Here is a 23,432-nt window from a genome sequence, read left to right as displayed (position 1 = left end):
TGAGGTTGCGAAAAGTTTTGAGCAGTATCTGGTCAAGATGCGTTAAAACGAGCCAGGAATGATTGCGTCGCCGCCTGTTGCGGCGCGCTAATCACCTGCGCGGGCGGGCCGCACTCCACGACGACGCCGTCGCGCATGAAAATCACTTCGTCCGCAACCTCCCGGGCAAAGGCGATCTCGTGCGTCACTAGCATCATGGTCATTCCCTCGTCCGCCAATTGTTTTATCACCGAAAGCACTTCGCCTACCAACTCGGGGTCAAGCGCCGACGTTGCCTCGTCAAACAGCATGACTTGCGGTTGCAGCGCCAAAGCCCGGGCGATCGCGACACGCTGTTTCTGGCCGCCGGACAATTTATCGGGATAGGTGTTTGCCCGCTCGGCCAGGCCGACCCGAGTCAATAGTTCGAGGGCTTTCTCCCTGGCAATCGCCTTGGGTTGCTTGCGAACCGTAACCATTCCTTCCATCACATTCTGGATCGCCGTCATATGCGGGAAAAGGTTGAAGTGCTGAAAAACCATGCCGGTGTTCGAGCGGAACTCTGCCAGTTTTCGATCTGCGGGAATACAGGACGTCGTCCCGTCGAATTTGAGGTGCTGTGTGCCCACCCGGATCTGCCCGCCGTCGGGACAGGTCAAGAGATTAATGCAGCGCAGCAGCGTGGACTTGCCCGATCCTGAAGGCCCGATGATGGCTACCACATTGCTTTTCGCGACTTTTAACGAGATATCCTTAAGGACAACCTGGTTGCCGAAACGTTTGCTCAGATGGTCGATCTCGATCATGAATTCAGCCATCTCAGCCCTTGTCCTGTTGTGCGAGGCGGTTTTCCAGCCGTTTGGAAAAAATGGTCGCTGGAAAAAGCACGGCAAAATAGCAAATGGCGACGATGGAATAACACTCGAGAGGCCGGTACAAATCGTGCGCGGCCGTTTGCCCTTGATATAAGAGGTCGGGGATGGCCAGTACAGATAGAAGAGAGGTATTCTTCAATTGCATAATCGATTGGCTCATCAGGGGAGGAACCATGCGCTTGAAGGCTTGCGGAAGCACAACGCGGCGCATGATCTGGGGTTTTGTCATACCAATGGCCATGCCCGCTTCCGATTGACCGGCGTCGATGGATACAACGCCGGCGCGAAATATCTCCGAGTAGAAGGCTCCGCCGTACAAAGATAGCGCCAATACCGAGGCCATGGCGGGTGATATCTGGATCCCGGAAAGAACCGGCAACGCATAATAAAACCAGATTAGCTGAACGAGAACCGGAGTGCAGCGAAACAATTCTACGTAGCCGCGCATCGGGCCTGAAATCAGGATATTGCCCGATAGCCTGCCCAGACCGCTCGCCAAGCCTATCGCCAGGCCAAGCGCAACACAGACTACCGTAAAGAAGAGGGTATACAGAAGGCCGTTCAGCAATAAATCGCGATATGGCCAAAGTGCCCCGAAGTCCCAATGATACACAGCGTCTCCAATTCAAATGCCGATACGGCTTGGCCGCCGAATCGCATAAAACGGCATTTTAGGCCGGTGTAGCGAAAACAAGAAACGTTGTTGCAGCGATGTTCTGGTCGGTTTGGTGCGTTGCCGTCTTGATTGGGCGGGTTTTGGCAGCCACAAGGGCTGCCACTACATTACGGACGGGTGCGTTTTGTAGTGGCAGCCCTTGTGGCTGCCAGCACCCCGACAATTAAGGCGCTATCCACAAAAACCCTGTTCCTTATAATAAGCGCACAGAATTTTTACCTTACGGAAATTTCATGCAGGCGATTATCATTGGCGGCGGCATCATCGGGGTTGCGACGGCCTATCAACTCTGCCAGCGTGGCGTCGGCGTCACTGTCATCGACCGTGAACCCGATGTAGCCTGCGCAACCAGCCGCGGCAACGCGGGGGTCATCGCACCAGGCTATGTCACACCGTGGGCGGCTCCCGGCATGCCCACGAAAATCCTGAAATACCTGTTCCGCTCAGAGTCGCCGGTCATTTATCGGCCCAAATTCAATTCGCGCCAATGGCGGTGGGTCATGCGCTGGTTGCGCGAGTGCGATCTTGAACGGTACCGCATCAATAAAGAGCGCATGCAGCGTATTGCCTATTACAGCAAGTCCCGTCTTGAGCAATTTCGCGCTACCCATCCTTTCGAGTACGGGCGCAGCCAGGGCTACCTGCAGTTGTTCCGTTCGGCGTTCGATGAGGAAATGGCCAGGCCGGCCATGCAAATCCTTGCAGAAGCAGGGATCAACCATCGGCTGTTGACCGCGAACGAGTGCGTAGAGGTCGAGCCTGGACTGAAATGGGCCAGGGTACAGCCCGCTTCCGGTCTTTATTTGCCCGATGACGAGGCGGGCGACTGCGCGGTGTTTGCGAAACATCTGCGCCTGTTGTGCGAAGAAGGCGGTGTCCATTTCCGCTTCAATACGGAGGTTCGAGCGCTGCAAAGTTCCGGTGCCCGAGTGACGGGCGTTGTCGTGCGCGATGATCGCCAGACCAGGCAAACTCTTGATGCCGATGTAGTGGTGGTGGCGGCTGGCGTCGAAAGCCGGGATCTGCTCGCGCCATTTGGCATTGTTGTTCCCCTGTACCCGATCAAGGGCTACTCCACGACGCTTGCCGTTACAGATTCACAGAGGGCTCCGCGCGCCGCCGTCATGGATGAGTCGCTAAAGACAGCCATCACGCGCATGGGACCGAATATACGCGTAGCCGGCACGGCGGAGCTGGGCGACAGCAAATTAGTCGTTCGCGAGAAAGCGACTCGGACATTGATCAAGGTCATGCAGGATTGGTTTCCCGATGCGGTAAATGTGAGCCAAGCCTCGTTCTGGGTCGGCCTGCGTCCGATGACGCCTGACGGCCCGCCCTTGCTTGGGAAAACGCCCACGCAAAATCTATATATCAACCTGGGCCACGGTTCTACCGGTTGGGCCATGTCCATGGGTTCGGCGCAGGTTGTATCAGACCTTATTACCGGGCACGAACCGGAAATCGACTTGTCGGGGCTGACTCTTGATCGGTATGGCCATTAAATGACGATGCAGACGCTGGGCATTTTGATGCTCGATACGCAGTTTCCCCGGCCTATTGGCGATATAGGCAATCCTGATACGTTTTCCTACCCGACCCGCTTCAAATGCATCCCGAACGCATCCCCGGTTAGGGTCATCCATGAGCAGGCCGCCGGCTTGCTGGACGCGTTTTGCGATGGGGCGCGCGAACTGGAGCGGGACGGCTGCGCGGCGATTGTGACGAGCTGCGGTTTCCTGGCGCTTCACCAGCAGCGCATCGCCAACTCGGTCCGCATCCCCGTGGCAACGTCATCGCTGCTGCTGATTCCTCTTCTCACGAAATTATTCTCGACTGACGGACAAATTGGCGTCCTTACCGCTTCCGCCAACTCGTTGTCCAGCGAGCACCTGATTGCGGTTGGCGCATCGCCCGATACGCCGGTCATGGGAGTAGAAGAGGGAGGTGAATTCGCACGGGTCATTATTGGCGACCAACCTGAAGGCCGCTTCGACCTGATTCGTGATGAGGTCGTGGAAGCTGCCGGGCGATTGATGGCGACTCATGCAACGATAAGGGCGCTGCTGCTGGAGTGCACCAACATGCGCCCTTACGCCGCCGACATTCGCCGACAGTGCGGTGTGCCCGTTTTCGATTTGGTCGATCTGGCCGACTTCTGGATGTGTCGCGAAAATCTGGGCACCGCCGCATCGATTACAGCACCACCTCTTTCGGGAAATCGGCGGCTTTGATTCCCACCAGCTTTTCCATGTTTTCGAGGATGATTTTTCGGGTTTCGCCACTGCTGCGCATTTTAGCCAGCCACTCGTTTACGGCCGCCAGGAAGGCCGTATCCGTTTCTTTTTGCACTCCGATGGAGGTTGGCGCACCTTCGACCGGCGTGGGCACTATCAGGTGTCCCAAACCTGGTGCTTTGGCCAGAACGGTAACGCCCAGCAAAGCAACCAGCAGCTGTCCATCGGCGCGCCCCGTTTGCAAGGCAAGGGTTGCATCGCCCGAGGTGTCGAAACGTTGTATGGTTGCTTTTTTCAGGGTTTGCGTGGCGAAAGTGTCCTGATTCGAGCCGATGTCAACGGAAATCCGAACCTTCGGTTGATCGACTTCCGCCCATGTTTTCGGATCGAAGCCCTTGCGTGCAACCAGTGTGAACGTATTTTGAAAAAGCGGGGCGGTAAAGCCAACCATTTTCTTGCGCTGCTCTGTGGGAGCCATGCCGAACATGCAGTCGATCTTGTTGGCCTGCAAATCCAGGACGGCATTGCCCCAGGTCGTTTCCACGAGCTGCAGCTTTACGCCCAGCGATTGCGCCAGTTGCCGCGCAAAATCAGGCCCGAAACCCTGCCATTGGCCAGTCGCGACTGATTTCGCAAAGTAAGGTGCGGCGCCCGCGACAACACCCGTTCTGAGCGTTTTCGTGCGTTTGATACGCGCCATGCTGGATTCATTGCTTTCGGCGAACGATCTCGCCATGGGTAACACCGCTCCCAGCCCGGCTGCGCCAAGGCCCGCCACGAATTGCCTGCGTGATGACATCCCTATCTCCCGAAAATGGTTTTATATAGCGGCAGCCCTTGTGGCTGCCAAAAAATTAAAAGGTATTACGTCTTTTATGATCCACACGATATTTGCAACAGGTAGTGTTGCAGGTGAATGTTGCAATAGCCAATTATACGTGTCACATTGAGCTGTGCACTATATGCACTAGCCATCCGCCCTGCAATGAGATCGACCATGAATTTGATACGGAACCTCGGCCAGCCCGGGGTGTTATCCGCTATGCTGGCGGCGCTACTGTTTGGCGCGGGAACGCCATTGGCAAAGCTTCTGCTGGGTAGCGTCAGCCCCTGGCTGCTGGCCAGTTTGCTTTATCTGGGCTCGGGGCTGGGCCTTGCTCTGTACCGGCGCCTTGTCCATGCCCCGGCTGTCAGGCTACCCCGCAGCGAAGCGCCGTGGCTAATAGGCGCGATTGTGGCGGGCGGCGTAGCGGGGCCTGTTTTGCTGATGCTGGGGCTTACCGGCATGCCTGCGTCGGGCGCTTCACTGTTGCTTAATGCCGAAAGCGTATTTACGGCGCTGCTGGCGTGGTTTGTCTTTAAAGAGAATTTCGACCGGCGTATCGCGCTGGGTATGACCGCCATCGTGGCCGGCGCAGCCGTACTGAGCTGGCCCGGCGAAGCTCGTTTTGCCGGGATATGGCCGGCGCTGGCCATACTGGGCGCTTGTTTGGCGTGGAGTATCGATAATAATCTGACGCGCAAGGTGTCGCTAGCCGACGCGGGCTGGATTGCCTCGGTGAAAGGACTGGCGGCCGGGCTAGTTAACCTGGGGTTGGCCTTTGCGCTCGGTGCGTCGTTCCCCCCATGGCCCAGCGTGGCCGGCGCCATGGGAGTGGGCTTTTTGGCCTATGGGGTGAGTCTGGCGCTATTTGTCGTCAGCCTGCGCCACCTCGGTGCCGCTCGAACGGGAGCCTACTTCTCGGTTGCGCCGTTCTTTGGCGCCATACTGGCCATTACGCTGGGCGAGCCCGTAACGTTGCAACTCTTGGCCGCCGCTGCGCTGATGGCCGTTGGTGTCTGGCTACACCTAAGCGAGCGGCATATGCACACGCACAAGCACGAGGCGCTCGAACACGAGCATGAGCACACGCACGATGAGCATCACTCGCATTCGCACTTGGCTCCCGTCGCACCGGGAACCAAGCACCGTCACTGGCATCGCCACGAGCCGCTGACCCATTCCCATGACCATTTTCCTGATTCGCATCATCAGCATCGCCATTAGGCCCAATGGGGGGTTTGCCACCCACAAGGGGTGGCGCTACATTAGCGACGAATGGGCGCTATATTATTTTTTACTTGCGAGCTAGCCCAAATTAGAGGACTCCTATGAGCACCGTCACCATTTATCACAACCCCAGTTGCGGCACGTCGCGCAATACATTGGCCTTGATTCGAAACGCCGGTATCGACCCCACCGTCATTGAATATTTGCAAACGCCGCCGTCGCGCGAAATTCTTTCGGGCCTGATCAAGCATGCCGGATTGAGTGTTCGCCAGGCGCTGCGCGAAAAAGAATCTATATATAAAGAATTGGGGCTGGACAAGGCCACATTGACAGACGATCAATTGCTCGACGCCATGGAAGAACATCCTGTCTTGATCAACAGGCCTTTCGTGGTCACTCCTCTTGGGGTAGCGTTGTGCCGCCCCTCGGAATTGGTTCTGGATATTCTGCCAGAGCCGCAACGAGGGCCATTTAGCAAGGAAGACGGACAAGCCGTCATTGACCAGAATGGCCGCCGGGTGAATTAAGCGTACGGAAAAGTTGCCATGTCAAAGCGGAGCCGGCAGCCAATGCAGGCTAAACAGTTTTTGCGGATCGACCCACACCTGCCCAGGGTGAAAACCGGCTTGAGAGGCTAATGCACGTAAGCCTTCCACGGTGAATTTGTACGAATTTTCGGTGTGTAAGGTTTCACCCTCCGCAAAATCAAAACGTTCGCCGCACACTCGAACGTGTTGCGCCGCGCGACTTATCAAATGCATTTCCACACGCTGCATCGGCGCGTTGTAAAAAGCGCTATGAGCGAACCGTGATACGTCGAAATTCGCGTCTAATTCGCGATTCGCCCGCGTCAGCAGATTCAGATTGAATGCTGCGGTAATACCTTGCGAATCGTTATAAGCCGCATGCAAGACCGAGGGATTCTTAATGAGATCCACGCCTAAAAGCAGGGCGCCTCCCCGTAATGATTGTGCTGCCTGCCGCAAAAACTTCAATGCATCGGCCGGAAGCAAATTGCCTATCGTAGAGCCGGGGAAAAAGCCAATACGGCGGCCGCAGCTGGGCTCCTTTACAGGTAAATGAAAAGCACCGGTGTAGTCGGCCATAATCGGCAACACGCTTAAACTCGGGTAGTCATGCTGTAATTGAGCGGCATTGGCGGACAAGTACGCGCCGGAAATGTCGATGGGGACATAGCGCGATGGCTGGTCCATGGCATCGAGCAGCAAGCGGATCTTTCGCAACGAGCCCGCGCCAAATTCAACGATCTCTGCACGCGGACCCATTCGTACGGCGATTTCCGTTGCATGGGCGGCCAGTAGCGTCAGCTCTGTACGCGTTGGGTAATATTCGGGCAAGTCGCAAATACGGTCAAACAGCGCAGAACCCGTTTCATCGTAGAAATATTTCGGCGACAGGCAGCGCGGCCGCATCTGAAGCGCGGCGAGCATATCGCTGGAAAAATCTCTCAAAGCGGGTTCTTCGCCAGCGACGTTAAGATAATCGTCGCCGCGGCGAGGTTGTCGATTGGTTAGCATCCCAAGTCCTTGGCCAGACGCAAGCCGGAAAATTGCCAACGGGCTGGCGGCGGGAAAAAATTTCTATAAGTGACACGCGCGTGACCCGCCGGCGTAGCGCAGCTGCTGCCGCGCAGCACCAACTGGCCCACCATGAATTTCCCGTTATATTCGCCTATTGCCCCTTTCTGTGCGCGAAAGCCGGGGTAAGGATCGTAGGACGACCGCGTCCACTGCCAGGCGTAACCCATTGCTTGTTCCACTCCGGGCCGGCGCACGGCCGCTTCCCATTCGAATTCGGTCGGCAAGCGCGCCCCTGACCATTCGGCATAGGCGGCCGCTTCGTAAAAGCTTAGCTGGCAAACCGGGTCGGCGTTGTTCATTGGCAGCAGTCCATGCAGGCCGAACACGTGCCAATCTTGTTCCGCTGCGCCGCCTGCCTCCGAATCCACCCAGTATGCCGGTGCTTGCCAGCCGCCGGCCTGAACCGCGGCCCACCCTTCAGATAGCCATAGGCGAGGTTCACGATAGCCGCCATCGGCAATAAAATTTGCGTACTCGCCGCAGGTCACCAGGCGATTGGCCAGCCGATACGGCGCCAGCAATACATCATGGCGCGGGCTCTCGTTATCGAAAGCAAACCCAGGCTCGCTTTCGGCATCATGCCCGATAGGAACTATGCCGCCCGGCGTTTCCAACCACTTTAGTTCCGGCACCGGTTCGGGCGCTGCACGCGATCGGCTTAATAAATCAGTGCCTGGAATCGGCTGATAAGCGGGCCACAGTGGATTGCACGACAAGGCATGCAAAATATCCGTCAGCAGTAATTCCTGATGCTGTTGCTCGTGATGCAGGCCCAACATAACCAACGGGCCACTATTCGCCCACATGTCGTTACCGCAATTCTCGATGAAGTGTTGCATGGCAGCATCGACGTGCTGGCGATAAGCGTGAATTTCCGGCAATGTCGGGCGAGTCAAAAGCCCTCGTTGAGGTCGAGGGTGGCGCGGGCCCAGCGTTTCGTAGTACGAGTTGAAAAGGTAGAAATAACGCGTGTCATACGGCGTATAACGATGCGAATGCGGGCCAAGCACTATTGCTTCGAAGAACCAGGTGGTATGCGCCAAGTGCCATTTCGTGGGGCTGGCATCGGGCATCGACTGAACGCATTGATCCTCGGCGGACAGCGGGGCCGCCAGCGTCAGGCTGTGCGCTCGAATCCGCGAATAATGGCGCATTATGGCCGAGCGCGGCGACATCGCGCAAACAGGATCAACAGCAGGTAACGAAGTAACTGGCATCGCTAGCGTCCGGTTAAATCTGCTTTGAACTGTGTAGGAACCAGCGATGCTGGCCCGAGTTCTTACACTTTACACCCGTTCCTTCGCAATTCGGATCGCGCTAGTGTCAATTACAAATCGTAGCGTGCCTTATTTTTTCGTTTTCTGAAGGGTGATCCATAAACATTTGAAGAATTTCTTCTTGCATCAATTTTATAATTCCAATAATATTGAATAATGGAAACTATAAATGTCATTTCCGCCTTGTCAGCTCTCGCGCAAGAATCCCGTCTGGCTGCATTCCGGCTGCTCGTTCAAGCTGGGCCGCAAGGCTTGGCGGCAACCAAAATCGCCGAGGCTTTGGCGCTGGCGCCGTCTTCGTTGTCCTTTCACTTAAAGGAATTGACCTACGCCAAGCTGATACGGCAAGTGAGGGAAGGGCGTTCGCTTATCTATTCAGTAAATTTTGAAACAATGAATGGCGTGTTGGGTTTCCTAACCGAGAACTGTTGCGGGGGAAATCCTTGTACTCCGGTTTGTCTTACCAGTTCAATCTCCGAGGAAAAAACGTTGGGACGCTACTGATGTGGAATAGGTCATGACTTCATCTTCTGTCGCGAACCCAGCCGACCCAGTTGCCCCGGCCATCGGTTTCTTTGAGCGCTATCTAACCGTTTGGGTGACCCTTTGCATCGTGGCCGGCATTCTATTGGGGCAGGCTTTCCCCGTTGCCTTCCAGGGTATTTCCAATCTTGAAATCGCTCAGGTCAATATTCCCGTTGGCATTTTGATCTGGGTGATGATTATCCCAATGCTGATCAAAATTGATTTCAGCGCGTTGAAGCAGATCAAAAGCCAGTGGCGCGGCATGGCCGTAACCTTGGGTGTTAACTGGCTGGTTAAACCCTTTTCCATGGCGTTTTTAGCGTGGCTGTTCATTCGGCATTTGTTCTCGGCCTGGCTCCCGGCCGATCAAATCGATAGTTATATTGCCGGTTTGATATTACTGGCGGCAGCGCCTTGCACGGCTATGGTTTTTGTGTGGAGCCAGCTTTGCAAAGGCGACCCGTATTTCACGCTGTCGCAAGTCGCCCTCAATGACGCCATCATGATTGTTGCGTTTGCGCCGCTGGTAGCGCTGCTGCTGGGCTTGGCTTCAATAACCGTACCGTGGGCTACGCTTATCACTTCCGTGGGTTTGTATATCATTGTCCCCGTCATCATGGCGCAATGGATACGTAAAGCGCTCCTGGCAAAAAGTAAAGCCTTGTTTGAACGAGCCGTATCACATATTGGCCCTTATTCGATGGCGGCGTTGCTGCTGACTCTTGTCTTGCTCTTTGCTTTCCAAGGCGAGGCAATTGTCGCGCAGCCGCTGATTATTGTGCTGTTGGCGGCGCCGATTCTTATTCAAGTGTTTTTTAATTCCGGCCTTGCCTACCTGCTTAATCGCAAGTTGGGCGTGCCGCACTGCGTAGCGGGCCCATCGAGCCTGATTGGCGCCTCCAATTTTTTTGAATTGGCTGTCGCGACCGCGATTAGTCTATTCGGCTTTCAATCCGGGGCTGCCTTGGCCACGGTTGTGGGCGTTCTGATTGAAGTGCCGGTAATGTTGTTCGCGGTCGGTATCGTGAATCGCTCGCAGCAGTGGTATGAAGCAACGATTTAAACGTAGATTTGCGTAGGTAAGGTTATCCGATTGGGGCATTTTCGGTTGAAGTGTTTACGGAACTGAACGGGTTTTGTGTCGTTCTTTTTTTGAGCCGTTTGGGGTGAGGTCATTCTGTTAAGACGCCGCAGGGCGAGGGGTGGGTACCGTCCGGTCCGTCCAGCGGTCGGGGCGCTGCGCGCTCCGACTGCCCGGGTCTGCCTCGTCCAGGCGGGCGTCGGGCGAACTCTCTCTGCGCCTCGCGCGCGAGGCTCCGTTCAGACAGCGCCCGACGACATCCCCCGCCTTCCCTTCGTCAGCACCCGGCGCTGGCCGAACGACCGGACGGTACCCACCCCTCGCCCTGCGGCTGCGCTGGTGAAATGCGCCGGGAGATGTGTAGGGGCGGCGGGCAACGTGACAGAGGCAGGCTGCAGGCCGGTGAGTTCCTGGCAATACCGTGCCGGCCTCGCCCCGGCCCCCATAGACGGCGTCTTCAAATACCAACACGTCCAGCTACCAAATACCCAAACATCCCGTACCGTATACCGTTTGACCAAAAATGCTCTAGCGTTTCCGGTCGCTTTCTTCCGGTGGCCGTATATTCCGAAACGTACCAAGCAGCAATAAATCGTAGATGATTTTCAAGCCGCCCGCGATGACCAACGGCCATCCAAAGGTCGATGCACCCAGCAAATAACCGGCAAGTAGCGGGCTCGCGGCAGATGCCAGGCTTCGTGGAACCGCGGTGATGCTGGCTGCAGCGGCACGTTCTTCGGGCGGCACGATCGCCATGACATACGAACTTCGTGTAGGCACGTCCATTTGCGACAGCGCACTGCGCGCAAGCAGCAAAAGTACTGCCCAAGACAGTGTTGGCATGAGGGGGACAAGAATCAGAAACACACTGGAAGGTAAATGCGTAAATACCATTGTGTTCACCAGCCCGAAACGGTTGGCAATCCGGCTGGCCGCCAGATACGAGAAGGCCGATAAAATCCCGGTCCAGAAAAAGATCGCCCCGGCAACCGAAATGGAAAGCTGGAATTTCTCAAAAAGCCACAACGCAACCATGGACTGCACCACAAAACCGCCTCCGAACGCATCCAGGCTGAATAAGGCGGCAAGGGTGTAGACGACGCGTTTCGATTTGTGTAATGGGGCAGGCGGCACATTTTGCTCGTTTGCACCGACCTCCATGGGCAAGGTGGCATAAATCAGCGCCGAGACCAATCCCAACACACCGTACAGAACAAACATCGCTTGCAGCGCGGTTTTCGTGTCCAGATTTGCTGTAGCCGCCATCACATCGGGAGCGCCGGCGAAGAGCGCGCCCAAAGCGCCCGCCAGCGCACCGATCAGGCTGTAGCGAGCGAAGAGCGCGGTGCGCCGATGCTCGTCCACCGCCCCTGAAAGGACCGCGTGTTCAAGAGGCAGAAAAACGCTGACATCGCCACTGGACGGATTCAGTGTCCCGACGATCGCGATCATCAGCAAAGGCCAGAAATCGGTGACAGCCGCAAAGCCAAAACCTGTTCCCGCCATGAGCAGCCCGGCCATCGACAGCAACACGCGATATTTGAGGCGATGGGCGTAGAGGCCGACCAAGAGCGTCAGGACGCCGGAGCCGAACAACGTGCCGGTGGCGAGTATCCCCACCTGAAATGGCCCCATTCCCAACGCAAGCAAATAAAGTGGCAGCAGCAGGCTGACATAGCCATCGGCGAATGCCCGCAGCCCTCGGGCCCATAACAAATGGGAATGGACTGACGAGTTCATTTCGGTTCCTTTCCTTACATTTGATGTGTGTCGACGGCATAATGCCGCGGTTCAGTGCTTCAATAATGGGTAAATGATCAAGCCGATGACCGCCGCCGCTGCGACGATGGCCGGCTCTTGCAGTTTCTTGATTTTCCATAGCAGCGCAATCGTGAGAAGGGCGAGCAATGCGGTTGGAATATCGACGATCGAACGCTTGGCGATCACGATCACCGATCCGGCAATGGCACCGATCGCGGCAGCCGTAATGCCATCCACGAACGCAATGACGCCAGGCACCTTGCCATATTTTTTGAAGTATGGCGCAGGGATTACCGTGAACAGGTAGCACGGCAGAAAGGTTGCGAGCGCTGCAACCAAGGCGCCGGGCAGTCCGGCGACGAGATAGCCGATGAAGCCAACGGTAATGACGACAGGCCCCGGCGTGATCATCGCTACCGCCACCGCGTCGACGAACTGCTTGTCGGTCAGCCAGTGATGCTGGGCCACTACGCCGCCATACAGGAAAGGCACAATCGCCAGGCCGGAGCCGAATACGAAGGCGCCTGCTTCGGCGAAGAAGATTCCGATCTGTATCAATAGCGGGATGTCCAGGGTACTCAACATACTGCTGGCGATCGGCAACTGCATTAGGGCGGCTGCGTTCAAACCTCCTTTGTGCAACCACTGTGGCGGTGCACGCACGAACCAAACCAATACACCTGCGGCGATGAAAAGCCACGCGATTTCGGATTCGGTTGCGACCGTAACGACGGCCAGCAACAGATAGATCGCCCATAGCAGCTTATCCTTGCCTACGGTTTTTTTAGTGAGCTTTTTGGCGCTTATCGCAATGATGCCGATCACTGCGGCGCCGACGCCGTAAAACACCGCCTGCATCCACGGTAATCCGCCAAAGCGCAAATAGGCCCAGCCTAGCGCGACCACTATCAGAAAAGAGGGCATGACGAAGGCAATGCCTGTCAGCGTCGCGCCGAGCAGCCGGAAGTGCACGAAACCGAGATAAATACTCAATTGTGCCGCCAGCGGGCCCGGTGCGAGCTGGGCCAGCGCCAGCCCTTCCTTGTAATCCTCTTGGGAAATCCACTGGCGATCATCGACCAGGTCGCGGTGCATGTAGTCCACCAGCGCCACTGGGCCGCCAAACCCCCAGGTGCCAAGCATCAGAAAGTAGATAACGATCTGCCACAGGGTGTAGGTTGGCTTTGATGCGGTGCGTTCGGCGGCATCCATGGGTTCGGCCTAGCGTTTTGTTTCCGAGGTTTGCGGGTCATTGGAAAAATGTGCATACAGCAAATTGAGCACGACTTCGAGCTCGGCCAGCAACTGATCGTCGTCCGTCACACGTTGGCGCGCACCGGACAACATGGCCTCGAAGCCATTGGCTTCCGGTACATAGCCGTTGCCAACGTCAAGTGCGTGCACCATTGCGCCGAGCCTCACCAGACCACGATCCGAATCGAGACCGAAGCTTGCCAGCAGTACCTCGAATGTCACGCGGTCGCCGATATGGGTGAAGGCGGCACCGTCGAAGTCGAAACCGAGCGCCTTGGCGGGACAGTCGTCCGGAGAATCCAGCCACAGAAAGCGCGCTTTGCGATCGATAAAGTGGCGAATTAGCCATGCACTGGCGACACGATCGACCCAGAGATGGCGACGTGTCGCCCAGGTGCGTTTCTGATAACTGTTCGTGTCGAGTTGTGGGATGACCGCGTTGATGGAGTGCGGCTCGCCGGGCGACAATATCAGTTCGGCGGCATTGACGAAATCCATCCACGCCGCTTCCGCCTGCGCGCTCATCTCATTGGGGAAGTAATCGACGGTGCGCAGCGCCTCGTAGTCTCGTCGCAGCTTGCGCAAAACGCGATTGATTTCCTGTGGTGTCAGCTTGGCAAGTGTTTTCCGTGCGTCGGAGAATGCATGCAGCAATTCAGCATAGTCGCCGCTGCGGTCAAATAGCGCACGGTAGGCATCAATCTCTGTTTCAGCTTGCGCATGAACCGCTAGCAGCCATGCGCTACCGCCTTCGCGTACGGTCTCATCAGATAAATCGCTGAATTGTTGTTGGTGCAAGGCGCTATTGGGCAAAAGATAGGCACCATCTCGTAAGGCTCCGCAACCTAGCGTTTTCAGCGCGCGCCAGATCCGCATTCGTGCCGTCGCGCTGTTGGTGGGCAGGCTGATAATAAGAAGCAGCCACTTCGTATTTATAGTATCCATGCCCGGATTTTAAGATAAAGTAGGATTTACTACAAATATTGTAGATATATTTATATTAAAATGCTTGAGGCTCTTGATACAATCCAGAGAGTCCTGCCGTTTGGTCTTCAATGCGTGCCAAAAACGCATTTGATATCGCCTGGCCTTTCCGCAACAATTGAGGTCTCGGGATCTTTTTCCCTCCAGTTGCGGGCTGATGCGTCGGTCGAACTCAAACAAGCATGTGGCCAACACAAACCAGCCTTGCCTCCGAGCCGTCGAATAGCACAAATACCCCGGACAACCCGCGCGTGCTCATTACGGCGCTGGGCATCGGCCAAATCTGCTCATGGGGGTCGTTTTACTATAGCTTTCCCTTGATCGTCGAAGCCATGATTCCCGAGCTTGGCTGGTCCAAGGCCGATGTCTATGGCGCCGTTACAATTGGGTTGATACTGGCCGGTTTACTTGCCTATCCGGTTGGCCTTGCGGTCGATCGGGGGCATGGGCGCAGACTGATGGGCGGAGCCTCCGTGGCAGTGGCCATGCTCATGGCGCTATGGTCTCAAGTCGATAGCATTGTCAGTTTTTATCTACTCATAGCGGGTATTGGCGCGCTACAGGCCGCGACTTTGTACGAGCCTGCCTTTGCCGTCATCGCCCGCCGCGTAGGACCGGCCAATACGCGATCGGGCATCACCGCATTGACCCTCTGGGCCGGTTTTGCCAGCACCCTGTTCATTCCGTTCGTGCAATTCCTGCTGGATAGATGGGGATGGCGCGATGCCTTGCTGGTGCTTGCATTTATCAACCTTTCCGTTTGCGCCGTTGCTTACCTGTCGTTCATTCGCCCCCAGCGAGATGTTGTTGTGGTTATGCCTGTCGACTCGGCAGGCCAGTCAAGCACTGACAAACAAGAGATCGGCACAGCCTTGCGCAAGCCGGTGTTCTGGGCGCTGATGATTGCGACGACGGCATACGCCGCCATGTATTCGGCCTTTGCTTTCCACATGTATCCGATTTTGCTGGAACGCGGCATGGATGCGGGCATCGTGGTCACGGCTATCGCTACCATTGGCCCGGCGCAAGTGTTAGCGCGTATTTTGATTGGCGTCTTCGGATCCGGCTTGTCGGTGCGTCGCATAGGCGCGTTTGTGGTCGCCATGTTCCCCTTGGCGTTTGGCGCCCTGATCCTGTTGCCGCCCAATGTGGGGTTCATTATTGCTGTCTTTATTGTGTTGGGTGCGGCAAACGGGATCTTCACTATCGTGCGTGGTCTGGTCGTGCCCGAAATGCTGGGCCGCCGGGCGTACGGCGCCATCAACGGCCTGTTGGCTGTTCCAGGAAATCTGTTGCGGGCGCTGGCGCCTGTCGGTGCGGCCTGGCTTTGGGGCATGACCGGATCCTACGGCGTGGTGTTGTGGGCCATTGTCTGCGCTGCGGCCATTTTGGCCATCAGTTTCTGGACGGCGGCTTGGCTAAGCAAACGTACGATTCAAAATATGGCCGATGCGACAGACGATTACGCGGACGTTGAAAACATATCGTTGAAAGGCTAGTATCCAAAGATACAAACAAGTTGTAAGAACTTAACGCATTAAGTCGAACCCAAAAGGAGGGTCATCGGAATGGGCACTATCGATCGCCGAAATTTTCTAAAACTGGCAGGCGTTGCAGGCTTGACCGGCATGCAGGGCGCATTTTCATCGGCCTACGCCGCGGATGCGTCTTCGATGGCCAAAGCCAAGATGCAGGGCAAGGCTGTGTTCTACGCCAATATCACGTCGGTAGAAAAGATCATGAAAGCCTTCGATGCCGATACAGGCATCAAGGGCATATACACCCGCACCTCCAGCTCGAAGTTCCTGCCGACGATACTTACCGAGTTCAACGCGGGCAAGCTCGAGGCCGATGTCGTGCAAGCGCCGCGACCCATGCTGGAGCTGCTTGAAAAAAACGGGGTTCTGGCGCCGTATGTGTCTCCCGCTGCGGCGGGGTATCCCGATTGGGCCATAAAAGACAAACACATAACGCTCTTCGGCATTGAATACGTGTCTTACCTGTATAACAAAGACCATGTAAAGGAAGCCGATGCGCCCAAGCGCTATGAAGATTTGACCGACCCAAAATGGAAGAACAAAATCGTTATGGCCAATCCGTCCAATCATTCTTCGACCATTTCATGGTTGGTCGGGTTAAAGGAGCTCGTGTTCAAGTCCGAGGCCGACTGGATGCAGTTTGTTAAAGGGCTGGCCGCCAATCAGCCGATGTTCGTGGCGTCATTCGGCCCCACGCCGGCGCCCATCGAGAGCGGCGAAAAGCTGATCGGCATCTCGATGCCCAAATACATTGTCACCAAAGCGCCGGCGCCGCTCGCCTGGGGGCCGCGTAGCGGGCAACCCCTGCTTGGTACGGCGCGAGCGATCTCCGTTACCTCCAAGGCACCGCGCCCGGATGCGGCGCACGCGTTTGTCGACTACTGGCTCTCGCGCAAAGCAATGGAATTGCTGGCCAAGGATGTAGGCGAATACGTGCTGGCCCCGGGGGTCTTTCCACCCATAGACGGCATAGACAAGGTCAAGGTCATGCCGGTGCGCGATCTGCCCGACGATGAAATTCAAAAATGGGGCCACGAGTTCGGCAAAATATTCGCCGCCAAATAAAAAATGGAAATTCGAATCGAGGGCGTCAGCAAAAGTTATGTGTCTGAAGGTAAAACGGTCAGGGCCCTCGATAATATCGACCTGACCATCCCGGCCAACGAAATCTTTACGCTGCTGGGCCCCAGCGGTTGCGGCAAAACCACATTGCTGCGCTGCATTGTCGGCCTGGAGACGCCCGACGAGGGCGAGATAAGCATCGGCGGCGATGTGGTGTGGTCAAAGAAAAAAGGCATCGCCGTGCCGCCCGAAAAACGCGGGCTGGGCATGGTGTTTCAGACCTACGCCATTTGGCCGCACATGAGCGTTTTTGATAATGTCGCTTATCCGCTTCAGATTCGCGGCATGCGTGGCGACCTTATCCGCGAAAGAGTGGCGAGGACCTTGCACTTTGTGCAGCTCGAAGGCGTGGAAGGCCGCTCTGCGACCAGGCTTTCAGGGGGCCAGCAGCAGCGGGTCGCCCTGGCACGAGCCCTGGTGGCCGAGCCCAAGGTTATCCTGTTCGACGAACCTTTAAGCAACCTGGATGCCAAGTTGCGCGAAGAGACCCGTAAGGAGCTCAGAACCTTTTTAGGGGAGCTTAAGATCACTGCTGTTTACGTCACGCACGATCGTGTTGAAGCCCTGGCTTTGTCGGACTCGATCGCCGTCATGCGTGCCGGAAAGATAGTTGAGATCGGGTCGCCGCAAAAAATCTATTTCGATGCCGACCACCGATTCGTGGCGGATTTTATTGGGCGCGCCAATCTGATCGATTCCCGCGTGCGAAGCCAGGAGGATGGTGTGACTACCGTCGATTCGGGCCTGGGTGTTATTGCGTGCCAACATCGCGACCTTCCGGTCGCGGGCCCGGCAACATTGTGCATAAGACCGGAATTTATCCGTATCACCAGCGGGGAAATAAATGCCGGTATCAACACGTTGAATGGCCGCATTGAGTCGCTGGCTTTTGTAGGCGAAGTTTATGAAGCCGAAATTCGCGTGGGCACCGAGCTTTTGCTGGCCAGAATCGACCCGGATGTCAAGGTGAAGGAGGGCGATCAGGTCGGCTTCAGCATAGCTCCTGCCCACTGCCTGCTCGTGTCGGCTTAGGGCGGCAACGGTATGAATGAGTCCAGATCGACGCTGACGTGGTCGCTTATTATCATCGTCGGGCTCCTTACCTTGTGCCCGGTCGTCATGCTTTTGGTAGGCAGCTTTTCTCAAGGGTTGACGGGCCTGGGGACATTTACCCTTGGCAAATATGTGGCGGCTTACACCGATCCGGCTTTGCTGGGCGTCACCATCAATACCCTTGTTTTCGTGCTGGGGTCTTCAATACTGGCGACTGGCCTTGCGCTTTTCCTGGCCTATTTGAATACTCGAACCGATATTCCGTGCAAACCGGTGTTCAAGGTGCTGTCGATTGTTCCCATGATGATCCCGCACCTGTTGTTCTCGGTAAGCTGGGCGCTGCTGCTCAATCCGTCCAACGGACTGATCAACGTCATGCTGCAGAACATTTTCTCCCTGCAAAGCGCGCCGTTCAATATCTATTCATTGTGGGGCATGATCCTGGTCGAAGGGCTGCTGAACATGCCCATCGCCTATCTCATTATCGCGCCGACGATGGCGTCGTTCGACGTGTCGCTGGAGGAATCATCAAGAGTATTTGGAGCGGGCACGTGGCGCACGCTGGTACGCATCACCTTGCCGGTGCTGCGGCCCGCCATACTCGCGGCGTTCATTCTGGGCGTGGTGCGTGGCCTGGCCTCGTACGCCGTGCCCCGGGTTCTGGGTACGCCGGGCCGTATCGACGTGCTGGCGACTTACCTGTATCAGATGGTGGCGACGGGCTATGCGCCGGACTACGGCAAGGCAGCCGCTTTGGGTATGAGTGTGCTGTCGGCCTCTATTGCGCTTATTGTTCTTTACCGCTATTTGACCGCGGAGAGCGGAAAATACGTGACGATTTCCGGCCGTGGTTACCGTCCGGCCGTCATTGAACTAAAACGCGCGAAGCAGCCCCTGTTCATCGGGGTGGCCGTGCTGTCTTTTATTATGATCGTGCTGCCGGTGGCGGTGCTTTTCTATACATCGCTTGTACCCTATTCCATGGTGCCCAGTGCCCGGGCTTTTTCGTTGATGAGCTGGAAACACTGGATCGAGGTGCTGCAAGACCCTGTTTCGTTGCTCTCGCTGAAAAACAGCCTGTTCCTGGCTGTCGTTGGCGCTACGCTAGGGGTCATTCTCTCGGTATTTGTGGCCTACGTGGTCGTCAAGATACGTACGCGTGCTTCCGGCCTGCTTGAAACTCTTAGCTACCTATCGTTCGCCTTCCCTGGCATCGTCATCGGCATTGGATTCATGTGGTTTTTTGTACAGACCCCGCTCTACGCAACGCTGACTGCGCTGCTTCTGGGCTACATCGCCACTTATCTGCCGTATGGCGTGCGGCCGCTTGCCAGCGCATTCGTTCAGGTTCACAGCCATCTGGAAGAGTCCTCGCTGGTCTGCGGCGCGAGCGCGCTGACAACCATGCGCCGCATTATCGTGCCGTTGCTCATGCCGGGCATTGTCTCGGCCTGGATATTGATGGCAGCCATGTTCGTGCGTGAGCTGACGGTATCGGTTGTCCTTTCCCGGCCGGGCAGTGAAGTGCTGGCGGTCCAGATATTAAGCTTCGCCGATGACGGGCTGTGGGGCAAGCTTTCCGCTTTGGGGATCATCATGATATTCATCTCGACGGCGCTGGTGCTGCTGGCCACCTTTGCCGGCACGCGGTTCAAGACGGCACACGCGCCAATTGGTTAATGGCGTTTTTGAGCCAGCATCAGCACGACCCCCAGCAGTACCACGGCGGCAGCCAGCCATTCGTACTGGCTGATGTATTCATGGGCCACCGCTACGCCCAACAACATGGCGATAATCGGATTGACAAACGTATAACTGGAGGCGAGAGCGGCTGAGGCGCGTGACAGCAGCACCATATAAGCACTGAATGCAATAAGCGAGCCGAATGTCACCAAATAAACCCAGGCGGCCGTGGCCAGCGACAACGAGGGCCAGACCATAGTCTCGCCCTGCGTCCAGGACAGCAGCATCAGAACGATGCCGCCGCAAAGCATTTCGCTCGCAAAGCCCGGTGCGGCCGGGGCCAGCGTCAAGCTGCGCTGACTTAGCACGCTACCCAGCGACCAGCTTAACGTTGCAATAATAATCGCGGTCAGCCCTGAGGGCGACGCTTTAAAGTCGGCCCCCTGGGTCAACATCAAAACTCCAATCAGCCCCAACCCGATGCCGACCCATTCAAACCGCCCGGGACGTATTCCCCACAGCAGATTCAGTGCGGCCATCATCAATGGCACCACGGCGATGAACGCAACGACCAGACCTGAACCGATGGTCTGCTCGGCATGCGCGACCCCGCCCATGCCCGCACCCAGCATCAGCGTGCCTACAACCAGGGCGCTGAGCCATTGACGCGGGGTTGGCAGCGGCTGGCGTCGTATCAATGTCCAGGCAAACAGCAGCAGGCCGGCGACCAGGAACCGGCTGCCCATCATATAAAAGGGCGGAAACTCGGGCAGGGCCAATTTGATGGCCAGATAGGTCGAGCCCCACACCAGCCATGTTGCCGCCAGGCAAAGCAAGACCAAAGGAGGCAAAGGCGCACGCGCGAAAGAAGACAGAGTAGTAGCAGGCATTTTTAGTCGGAAAAAGGAGGAAACAAAGCGTTATATTACGGAATCGATGGCCTGAAACACATAGCGGTTTAACGGAACGGGCCCCCAGAATCATTTATATTTGAATGTATATAGAGGTCTTTTCCTTGAACTCCGAACTAGACCATTACGACAGCCGCATCCTGGCGGAACTGCAAAGCGACGCGCGCATTTCCATGGCTGAACTGGGCCGCCGGGTTCATCTGAGCCAGCCGGCGGTAACCGAACGGGTACGCAAGCTTGAAAGCTCGGGAGTCATTACCGGCTATCGCGCCACGGTGAATGTGAACCGGCTGGGTTACGGCATACGAGCCGTAATGCGAGTGTCCCGCGCCGAATACGCCCGGGTCGTGAAGCTTATCGGGCAGACCCCCGAAGTGATCAATGCCTACAATATTACCGGCGAAGATAGTTGGCTGCTTGAGATCGCCGTTATCGATGTCGCGCACCTTGACGCCGTCGTGACCAAATTCTGCATTCTCACGGAGACATCTACGGCGATTATCCTGAACGCCGCCCGTGAAAACTACCCCATACTGCCGGCCCGGCAGGAAAACGTTAAGCCTCTTATTAAAAAGACGACGACGGCGTGAGCGGTATCGTTGCAGGCATGAGTTATGGCAGCGGCGAGGGGGGCCATTTTCGGTAGACGCGGTGCGGGTTTTTGCATAAATGGCAGCCACAAGGGCTGCCACTACAAATACGTATCTGCCGTTGATTACGCATGCGTCGCTAATGTAGCGGCAGTCCTTGTGGCTGCCATAATCGTCGCCCATCAAAATGGCGATTCGCCACTTATTAGCTATCTTGCAGGGGATAGTCCGTCGGAATGAGGATGGTGACGCAGAGTCCCGATTGGCTCGATTCGTCGCTGGCGGCCAAGCGAACCTGGGCACCAATCCGGTCCGCGATAGTTTTAACGATGGAAAGCCCAAGGCCTGAACCTAGCTGATCGCTCCCAAGCGCACGATAGAAAGGGTCGAATACACGGACATATTCGTCGGTTGGAATGCCAGGCCCCGAGTCCTTGATCTGCAGCATTGCGCGGTGATCTTCGACGGTCGCCGAAAGGTCAATCCGGCCGCCATCGGGCGTGTAGCGAATGGCGTTATCGACCAGATTCTTGATGATGGTGGTCAGATCGATCTCGTTGACCAGAATCTGGGCATCCCGATCTCCTTCCACGCCGATATCGATATGCTTGGCCTGGGCCAAGGGGAGCAAGTCTTCCAGAACGCGACGATAGATGCGTTGCACCGAAATCGGCGACTTTGGGAGGCTCGCGGCCGTTTGTGCCTTGGCCATTGTCAAGAGTTGGTCAAGCAGATTCCGTCCACGCTCAATTCCCCGGCGCAAAGTCACCAGCCGCCCACGCGCCAGATCGGACATATCCGCCTCTGCCAACCGTTCTGCTTGCAGCGACAGGGCTGTCAGTGGGGATCGAAGCTCGTGCGCGGCGTCCGCCACAAAACGGTGCTGAGCCGCCATCGACTGTGCGACTCGGTTGAGCAACCGGTTGATGGCAACGACAAACGGGCGGACCTCGACAGGCAGGTGGCTTCCCTCTACGGGATGCAACTCCCGCTCCGCACGTTGATCGATTTCGGCGGACAGCAAGGCAATGGGCCGGAATATTTTGCGCACGAGGTTTGCGACGACCAGGAGCAGGATAGGAACCAGGATCAGAAACGGCATCAGCGTACGCAAGGCACTGTCGCGGGCGATTTCGTCTCGAGCGCCGGTCTCTTGCGCTACGGCAATCCGTTCTCCATCGGCCATTGTCTTGATCAACACGCGAAACGGCTCGCCTCCGGCCTCGAGCGTGTGCAGGCCATCGGGCAGCGCCGTCGAGAGCGGCAAAGGCGCACCCGCGTCGATATTACCCGCCGTGTTGTTGCCGTTGGTCAAGTACTGGACGATGACGCGGGACTCTTCATCGCGGCCTATGACGCGGCTTTTACCCCCCAGCTGGGCCGGCGGATGGTGCTGCTGATTGAATAGCGCCGCAACTTGACGCAATACATCATCTTGCAGTTCGTGAGCTTCGTTCAGCGCCGACACAAAAGAAAACAGGCCCGCCACTACGGCGACAATGAGGATTGCCAGCGCCAGCGAAAAGGATAGTCTGAGCTGAACTGATTCTTTCAGTCGTTTTTTGAAACCATCCATCCAACCCCCCTGACGTTTTTGATGGTATCGCCGCCCAGTTTGCGGCGTAGCGCATGAATCAAGAATTCGACGGCATTGCTTTCGACTTCTTCTCCCCATCCATAGATACGGTCCTCAAGGTCGCTGCGAGAAAGAATGGCGCCCGGCCGCAGCAACAGAGCCTGCAGCAGTGCAAATTCGCGGTTGGAGAGTTGAATGGGCGCGCCATCCTTGAGCGCGGCCTCCCGTGTCGCGGGATCCAGAGACACCATGCCGTTGCCGAGTACAGGCGAAGCGTTTCCGCTTTTGCGCCGCAGCACCGCTCTCATGCGGGCAAGCAGTTCAGCCATCTCGAATGGCTTGAGGACGTAGTCGTCGGCCCCGCCGTCCAGGCCGCGCAGCCGGTCATCCAGGCCGTCCCGAGCCGTGATAATGAGTAGCGGAACCGCGTCGTCCTTGCTCCGGATGGTATCGAGCACTTCCAGCCCATCCTTGCCGGGCAGACCAAGATCGAGCAACACCAGGCCGTAGTGCTGGCAGCCAAGCGTCATGAGGGCGGTTTGACCATTCGTTACCCAGTCGACCGCGTAAGAGGCATCCTTCAATGCTTCTTGAACGGCTTCCCCGATCATGGGATCGTCTTCGACCAACAATACCCGCATGTTTCACTCCCTTCGGCCCCT

At 56.6% G+C, this 23,432-nt stretch carries 22 protein-coding genes; 11 read left to right on the top strand and 11 right to left on the bottom strand.

Going from position 1 to position 23,432, the window contains the following annotated elements; all coding sequences use genetic code 11:
- Positions 1–32: 32 nt before the first annotated feature.
- Positions 33–785, bottom strand: a complete 753-nt coding sequence (locus EDC26_RS03650; protein ID WP_165930900.1) for an amino acid ABC transporter ATP-binding protein — start codon at positions 783–785, stop codon at positions 33–35.
- A gap of 13 nt (positions 786–798) precedes the next feature.
- A complete protein-coding gene (locus EDC26_RS03645; protein ID WP_132579893.1) occupies positions 799–1,467 on the bottom strand; it encodes an amino acid ABC transporter permease in 669 nt (222 codons plus the stop codon).
- A 296-nt stretch (positions 1,468–1,763) separates the two neighbouring features.
- Between EDC26_RS03645 and EDC26_RS03640 the strand changes: the two genes are divergently transcribed.
- Both EDC26_RS03640 and EDC26_RS03635 read left to right on the top strand, forming a co-directional pair.
- Positions 1,764–3,032, top strand: a complete 1,269-nt coding sequence (locus EDC26_RS03640) for a D-amino acid dehydrogenase (RefSeq protein ID WP_132579892.1) — start codon at positions 1,764–1,766, stop codon at positions 3,030–3,032.
- Positions 3,033–3,761 carry an aspartate/glutamate racemase family protein gene (locus tag EDC26_RS03635; RefSeq protein ID WP_132579891.1) on the top strand — a complete coding sequence of 243 codons (729 nt, stop codon included), beginning with the start codon at positions 3,033–3,035 and terminating at the stop codon, positions 3,759–3,761.
- Here EDC26_RS03635 and EDC26_RS03630 read toward each other — a convergent pair.
- A complete protein-coding gene (locus tag EDC26_RS03630) occupies positions 3,724–4,563 on the bottom strand; it encodes a transporter substrate-binding domain-containing protein (protein WP_132579890.1) in 840 nt (279 codons plus the stop codon). The genes EDC26_RS03635 and EDC26_RS03630 overlap by 38 nt on opposite strands.
- 198 nt (positions 4,564–4,761) lie before the next feature.
- Here EDC26_RS03630 and EDC26_RS03625 point away from each other — a divergent pair, with 198 nt between their 5' ends.
- A complete protein-coding gene (locus tag EDC26_RS03625; protein WP_132579889.1) occupies positions 4,762–5,811 on the top strand; it encodes a DMT family transporter in 1,050 nt (349 codons plus the stop codon).
- Between the two features lie 104 nt (positions 5,812–5,915).
- Positions 5,916–6,341 (top strand): arsenate reductase (glutaredoxin), encoded by a 426-nt coding sequence (gene arsC, locus EDC26_RS03620; protein ID WP_132579888.1) that lies wholly within the window; start codon positions 5,916–5,918, stop codon positions 6,339–6,341.
- Between the two features lie 21 nt (positions 6,342–6,362).
- Here arsC and egtD read toward each other — a convergent pair whose 3' ends face one another.
- Complete coding sequence (gene egtD / locus EDC26_RS03615) at positions 6,363–7,352, bottom strand: L-histidine N(alpha)-methyltransferase (RefSeq protein ID WP_132579887.1); 990 nt, start codon at positions 7,350–7,352, stop codon at positions 6,363–6,365.
- Positions 7,346–8,632 (bottom strand): ergothioneine biosynthesis protein EgtB, encoded by a 1,287-nt coding sequence (gene egtB / locus EDC26_RS03610; RefSeq protein ID WP_425012239.1) that lies wholly within the window; start codon positions 8,630–8,632, stop codon positions 7,346–7,348. The genes egtD and egtB overlap by 7 nt, the downstream gene beginning before the upstream one ends.
- A 216-nt stretch (positions 8,633–8,848) precedes the next feature.
- Between egtB and EDC26_RS03605 the strand changes: the two genes are divergently transcribed.
- Both EDC26_RS03605 and arsB read left to right on the top strand, forming a co-directional pair.
- On the top strand, positions 8,849–9,196 hold the full coding sequence (locus tag EDC26_RS03605) for an ArsR/SmtB family transcription factor (protein WP_132579886.1): 348 nt from the start codon (positions 8,849–8,851) through the stop codon (positions 9,194–9,196).
- Between the two features lie 13 nt (positions 9,197–9,209).
- Complete coding sequence (arsB, locus tag EDC26_RS03600) at positions 9,210–10,280, top strand: ACR3 family arsenite efflux transporter (RefSeq protein WP_132579885.1); 1,071 nt, start codon at positions 9,210–9,212, stop codon at positions 10,278–10,280.
- Between the two features lie 546 nt (positions 10,281–10,826).
- Here the strand turns inward: arsB and EDC26_RS03595 are convergent.
- The 3 genes from EDC26_RS03595 to EDC26_RS03585 are packed head-to-tail and all read right to left on the bottom strand — an operon-like array spanning position 10,827 to position 14,258.
- Positions 10,827–12,038 (bottom strand): MFS transporter, encoded by a 1,212-nt coding sequence (locus EDC26_RS03595; RefSeq protein ID WP_132579884.1) that lies wholly within the window; start codon positions 12,036–12,038, stop codon positions 10,827–10,829.
- A 51-nt stretch (positions 12,039–12,089) separates the two neighbouring features.
- Positions 12,090–13,271, bottom strand: a complete 1,182-nt coding sequence (locus EDC26_RS03590) for a chromate transporter (RefSeq protein ID WP_132579883.1) — start codon at positions 13,269–13,271, stop codon at positions 12,090–12,092.
- A 9-nt stretch (positions 13,272–13,280) separates the two neighbouring features.
- Entirely contained in the window at positions 13,281–14,258 is a 978-nt protein-coding gene (locus tag EDC26_RS03585; RefSeq protein WP_132579882.1) for a chromate resistance protein ChrB domain-containing protein, read from the bottom strand.
- Positions 14,259–14,479: 221 nt separating this feature from the next.
- Between EDC26_RS03585 and EDC26_RS03580 the strand changes: the two genes are divergently transcribed.
- The 4 genes from EDC26_RS03580 to EDC26_RS03565 all read left to right on the top strand — a co-directional run bounded on the left by EDC26_RS03580 (position 14,480) and on the right by EDC26_RS03565 (position 19,690).
- Complete coding sequence (locus tag EDC26_RS03580) at positions 14,480–15,796, top strand: MFS transporter (RefSeq protein WP_132579881.1); 1,317 nt, start codon at positions 14,480–14,482, stop codon at positions 15,794–15,796.
- A 69-nt stretch (positions 15,797–15,865) separates the two neighbouring features.
- Positions 15,866–16,900, top strand: a complete 1,035-nt coding sequence (locus tag EDC26_RS03575; protein ID WP_132579880.1) for an ABC transporter substrate-binding protein — start codon at positions 15,866–15,868, stop codon at positions 16,898–16,900.
- A 3-nt stretch (positions 16,901–16,903) separates the two neighbouring features.
- Entirely contained in the window at positions 16,904–17,989 is a 1,086-nt protein-coding gene (locus tag EDC26_RS03570) for an ABC transporter ATP-binding protein (RefSeq protein WP_132579879.1), read from the top strand.
- A gap of 12 nt (positions 17,990–18,001) precedes the next feature.
- Positions 18,002–19,690, top strand: a complete 1,689-nt coding sequence (locus EDC26_RS03565) for an ABC transporter permease (RefSeq protein ID WP_132579878.1) — start codon at positions 18,002–18,004, stop codon at positions 19,688–19,690.
- Here EDC26_RS03565 and yedA read toward each other — a convergent pair.
- Positions 19,687–20,583 carry a drug/metabolite exporter YedA gene (gene yedA, locus EDC26_RS03560; RefSeq protein WP_132579877.1) on the bottom strand — a complete coding sequence of 299 codons (897 nt, stop codon included), beginning with the start codon at positions 20,581–20,583 and terminating at the stop codon, positions 19,687–19,689. The two genes, EDC26_RS03565 and yedA, sit on opposite strands and share 4 nt — an antisense overlap.
- Positions 20,584–20,687: 104 nt before the next feature.
- Between yedA and EDC26_RS03555 the strand changes: the two genes are divergently transcribed.
- Positions 20,688–21,194, top strand: a complete 507-nt coding sequence (locus tag EDC26_RS03555) for an Lrp/AsnC family transcriptional regulator (protein WP_132579876.1) — start codon at positions 20,688–20,690, stop codon at positions 21,192–21,194.
- Positions 21,195–21,399: 205 nt separating this feature from the next.
- Here EDC26_RS03555 and EDC26_RS03550 read toward each other — a convergent pair whose 3' ends face one another.
- Both EDC26_RS03550 and EDC26_RS03545 read right to left on the bottom strand, forming a co-directional pair.
- Complete coding sequence (locus tag EDC26_RS03550) at positions 21,400–22,770, bottom strand: ATP-binding protein (protein ID WP_132579875.1); 1,371 nt, start codon at positions 22,768–22,770, stop codon at positions 21,400–21,402.
- The gene (locus EDC26_RS03545; protein ID WP_132579874.1) at positions 22,746–23,411 is read right to left on the bottom strand and encodes a response regulator; all 666 of its coding nucleotides are present in this window, start codon (positions 23,409–23,411) and stop codon (positions 22,746–22,748) included. The genes EDC26_RS03550 and EDC26_RS03545 overlap by 25 nt, the downstream gene beginning before the upstream one ends.
- Positions 23,412–23,432: the final 21 nt, after the last annotated feature.

This window comes from Paralcaligenes ureilyticus (assembly GCF_004346225.1).
GTDB lineage: Bacteria > Pseudomonadota > Gammaproteobacteria > Burkholderiales > Burkholderiaceae_B > Paralcaligenes > Paralcaligenes ureilyticus.
The sequence above is the reverse complement of the archived record's forward strand: the minus strand, read 5'-3'. Positions and strand labels throughout refer to the sequence as shown.

What these genes read in the sequence shown, in the direction of transcription:
- EDC26_RS03545 (WP_132579874.1), bottom strand. Translation starts at nt 23,411, where the DNA reads ATGCGGGTATTGTTGGTCGAAGACGATCCCATGATCGGGGAAGCCGTT.
- EDC26_RS03570 (WP_132579879.1), top strand. Translation starts at nt 16,904, where the DNA reads ATGGAAATTCGAATCGAGGGCGTCAGCAAAAGTTATGTGTCTGAAGGT.
- EDC26_RS03575 (WP_132579880.1), top strand. Translation starts at nt 15,866, where the DNA reads ATGGGCACTATCGATCGCCGAAATTTTCTAAAACTGGCAGGCGTTGCA.
- egtB (WP_425012239.1), bottom strand. Translation starts at nt 8,632, where the DNA reads ATGCCAGTTACTTCGTTACCTGCTGTTGATCCTGTTTGCGCGATGTCG.
- EDC26_RS03580 (WP_132579881.1), top strand. Translation starts at nt 14,480, where the DNA reads ATGTGGCCAACACAAACCAGCCTTGCCTCCGAGCCGTCGAATAGCACA.
- yedA (WP_132579877.1), bottom strand. Translation starts at nt 20,583, where the DNA reads ATGCCTGCTACTACTCTGTCTTCTTTCGCGCGTGCGCCTTTGCCTCCT.
- EDC26_RS03595 (WP_132579884.1), bottom strand. Translation starts at nt 12,038, where the DNA reads ATGAACTCGTCAGTCCATTCCCATTTGTTATGGGCCCGAGGGCTGCGG.
- arsC (WP_132579888.1), top strand. Translation starts at nt 5,916, where the DNA reads ATGAGCACCGTCACCATTTATCACAACCCCAGTTGCGGCACGTCGCGC.
- EDC26_RS03630 (WP_132579890.1), bottom strand. Translation starts at nt 4,563, where the DNA reads ATGTCATCACGCAGGCAATTCGTGGCGGGCCTTGGCGCAGCCGGGCTG.
- arsB (WP_132579885.1), top strand. Translation starts at nt 9,210, where the DNA reads ATGACTTCATCTTCTGTCGCGAACCCAGCCGACCCAGTTGCCCCGGCC.
- EDC26_RS03565 (WP_132579878.1), top strand. Translation starts at nt 18,002, where the DNA reads ATGAATGAGTCCAGATCGACGCTGACGTGGTCGCTTATTATCATCGTC.
- EDC26_RS03590 (WP_132579883.1), bottom strand. Translation starts at nt 13,271, where the DNA reads ATGGATGCCGCCGAACGCACCGCATCAAAGCCAACCTACACCCTGTGG.
- EDC26_RS03550 (WP_132579875.1), bottom strand. Translation starts at nt 22,770, where the DNA reads ATGGATGGTTTCAAAAAACGACTGAAAGAATCAGTTCAGCTCAGACTA.
- EDC26_RS03605 (WP_132579886.1), top strand. Translation starts at nt 8,849, where the DNA reads ATGGAAACTATAAATGTCATTTCCGCCTTGTCAGCTCTCGCGCAAGAA.
- EDC26_RS03555 (WP_132579876.1), top strand. Translation starts at nt 20,688, where the DNA reads ATGTATATAGAGGTCTTTTCCTTGAACTCCGAACTAGACCATTACGAC.
- EDC26_RS03585 (WP_132579882.1), bottom strand. Translation starts at nt 14,258, where the DNA reads ATGGATACTATAAATACGAAGTGGCTGCTTCTTATTATCAGCCTGCCC.
- EDC26_RS03650 (WP_165930900.1), bottom strand. Translation starts at nt 785, where the DNA reads ATGATCGAGATCGACCATCTGAGCAAACGTTTCGGCAACCAGGTTGTC.
- EDC26_RS03625 (WP_132579889.1), top strand. Translation starts at nt 4,762, where the DNA reads ATGAATTTGATACGGAACCTCGGCCAGCCCGGGGTGTTATCCGCTATG.
- egtD (WP_132579887.1), bottom strand. Translation starts at nt 7,352, where the DNA reads ATGCTAACCAATCGACAACCTCGCCGCGGCGACGATTATCTTAACGTC.
- EDC26_RS03640 (WP_132579892.1), top strand. Translation starts at nt 1,764, where the DNA reads ATGCAGGCGATTATCATTGGCGGCGGCATCATCGGGGTTGCGACGGCC.
- EDC26_RS03635 (WP_132579891.1), top strand. Translation starts at nt 3,033, where the DNA reads ATGACGATGCAGACGCTGGGCATTTTGATGCTCGATACGCAGTTTCCC.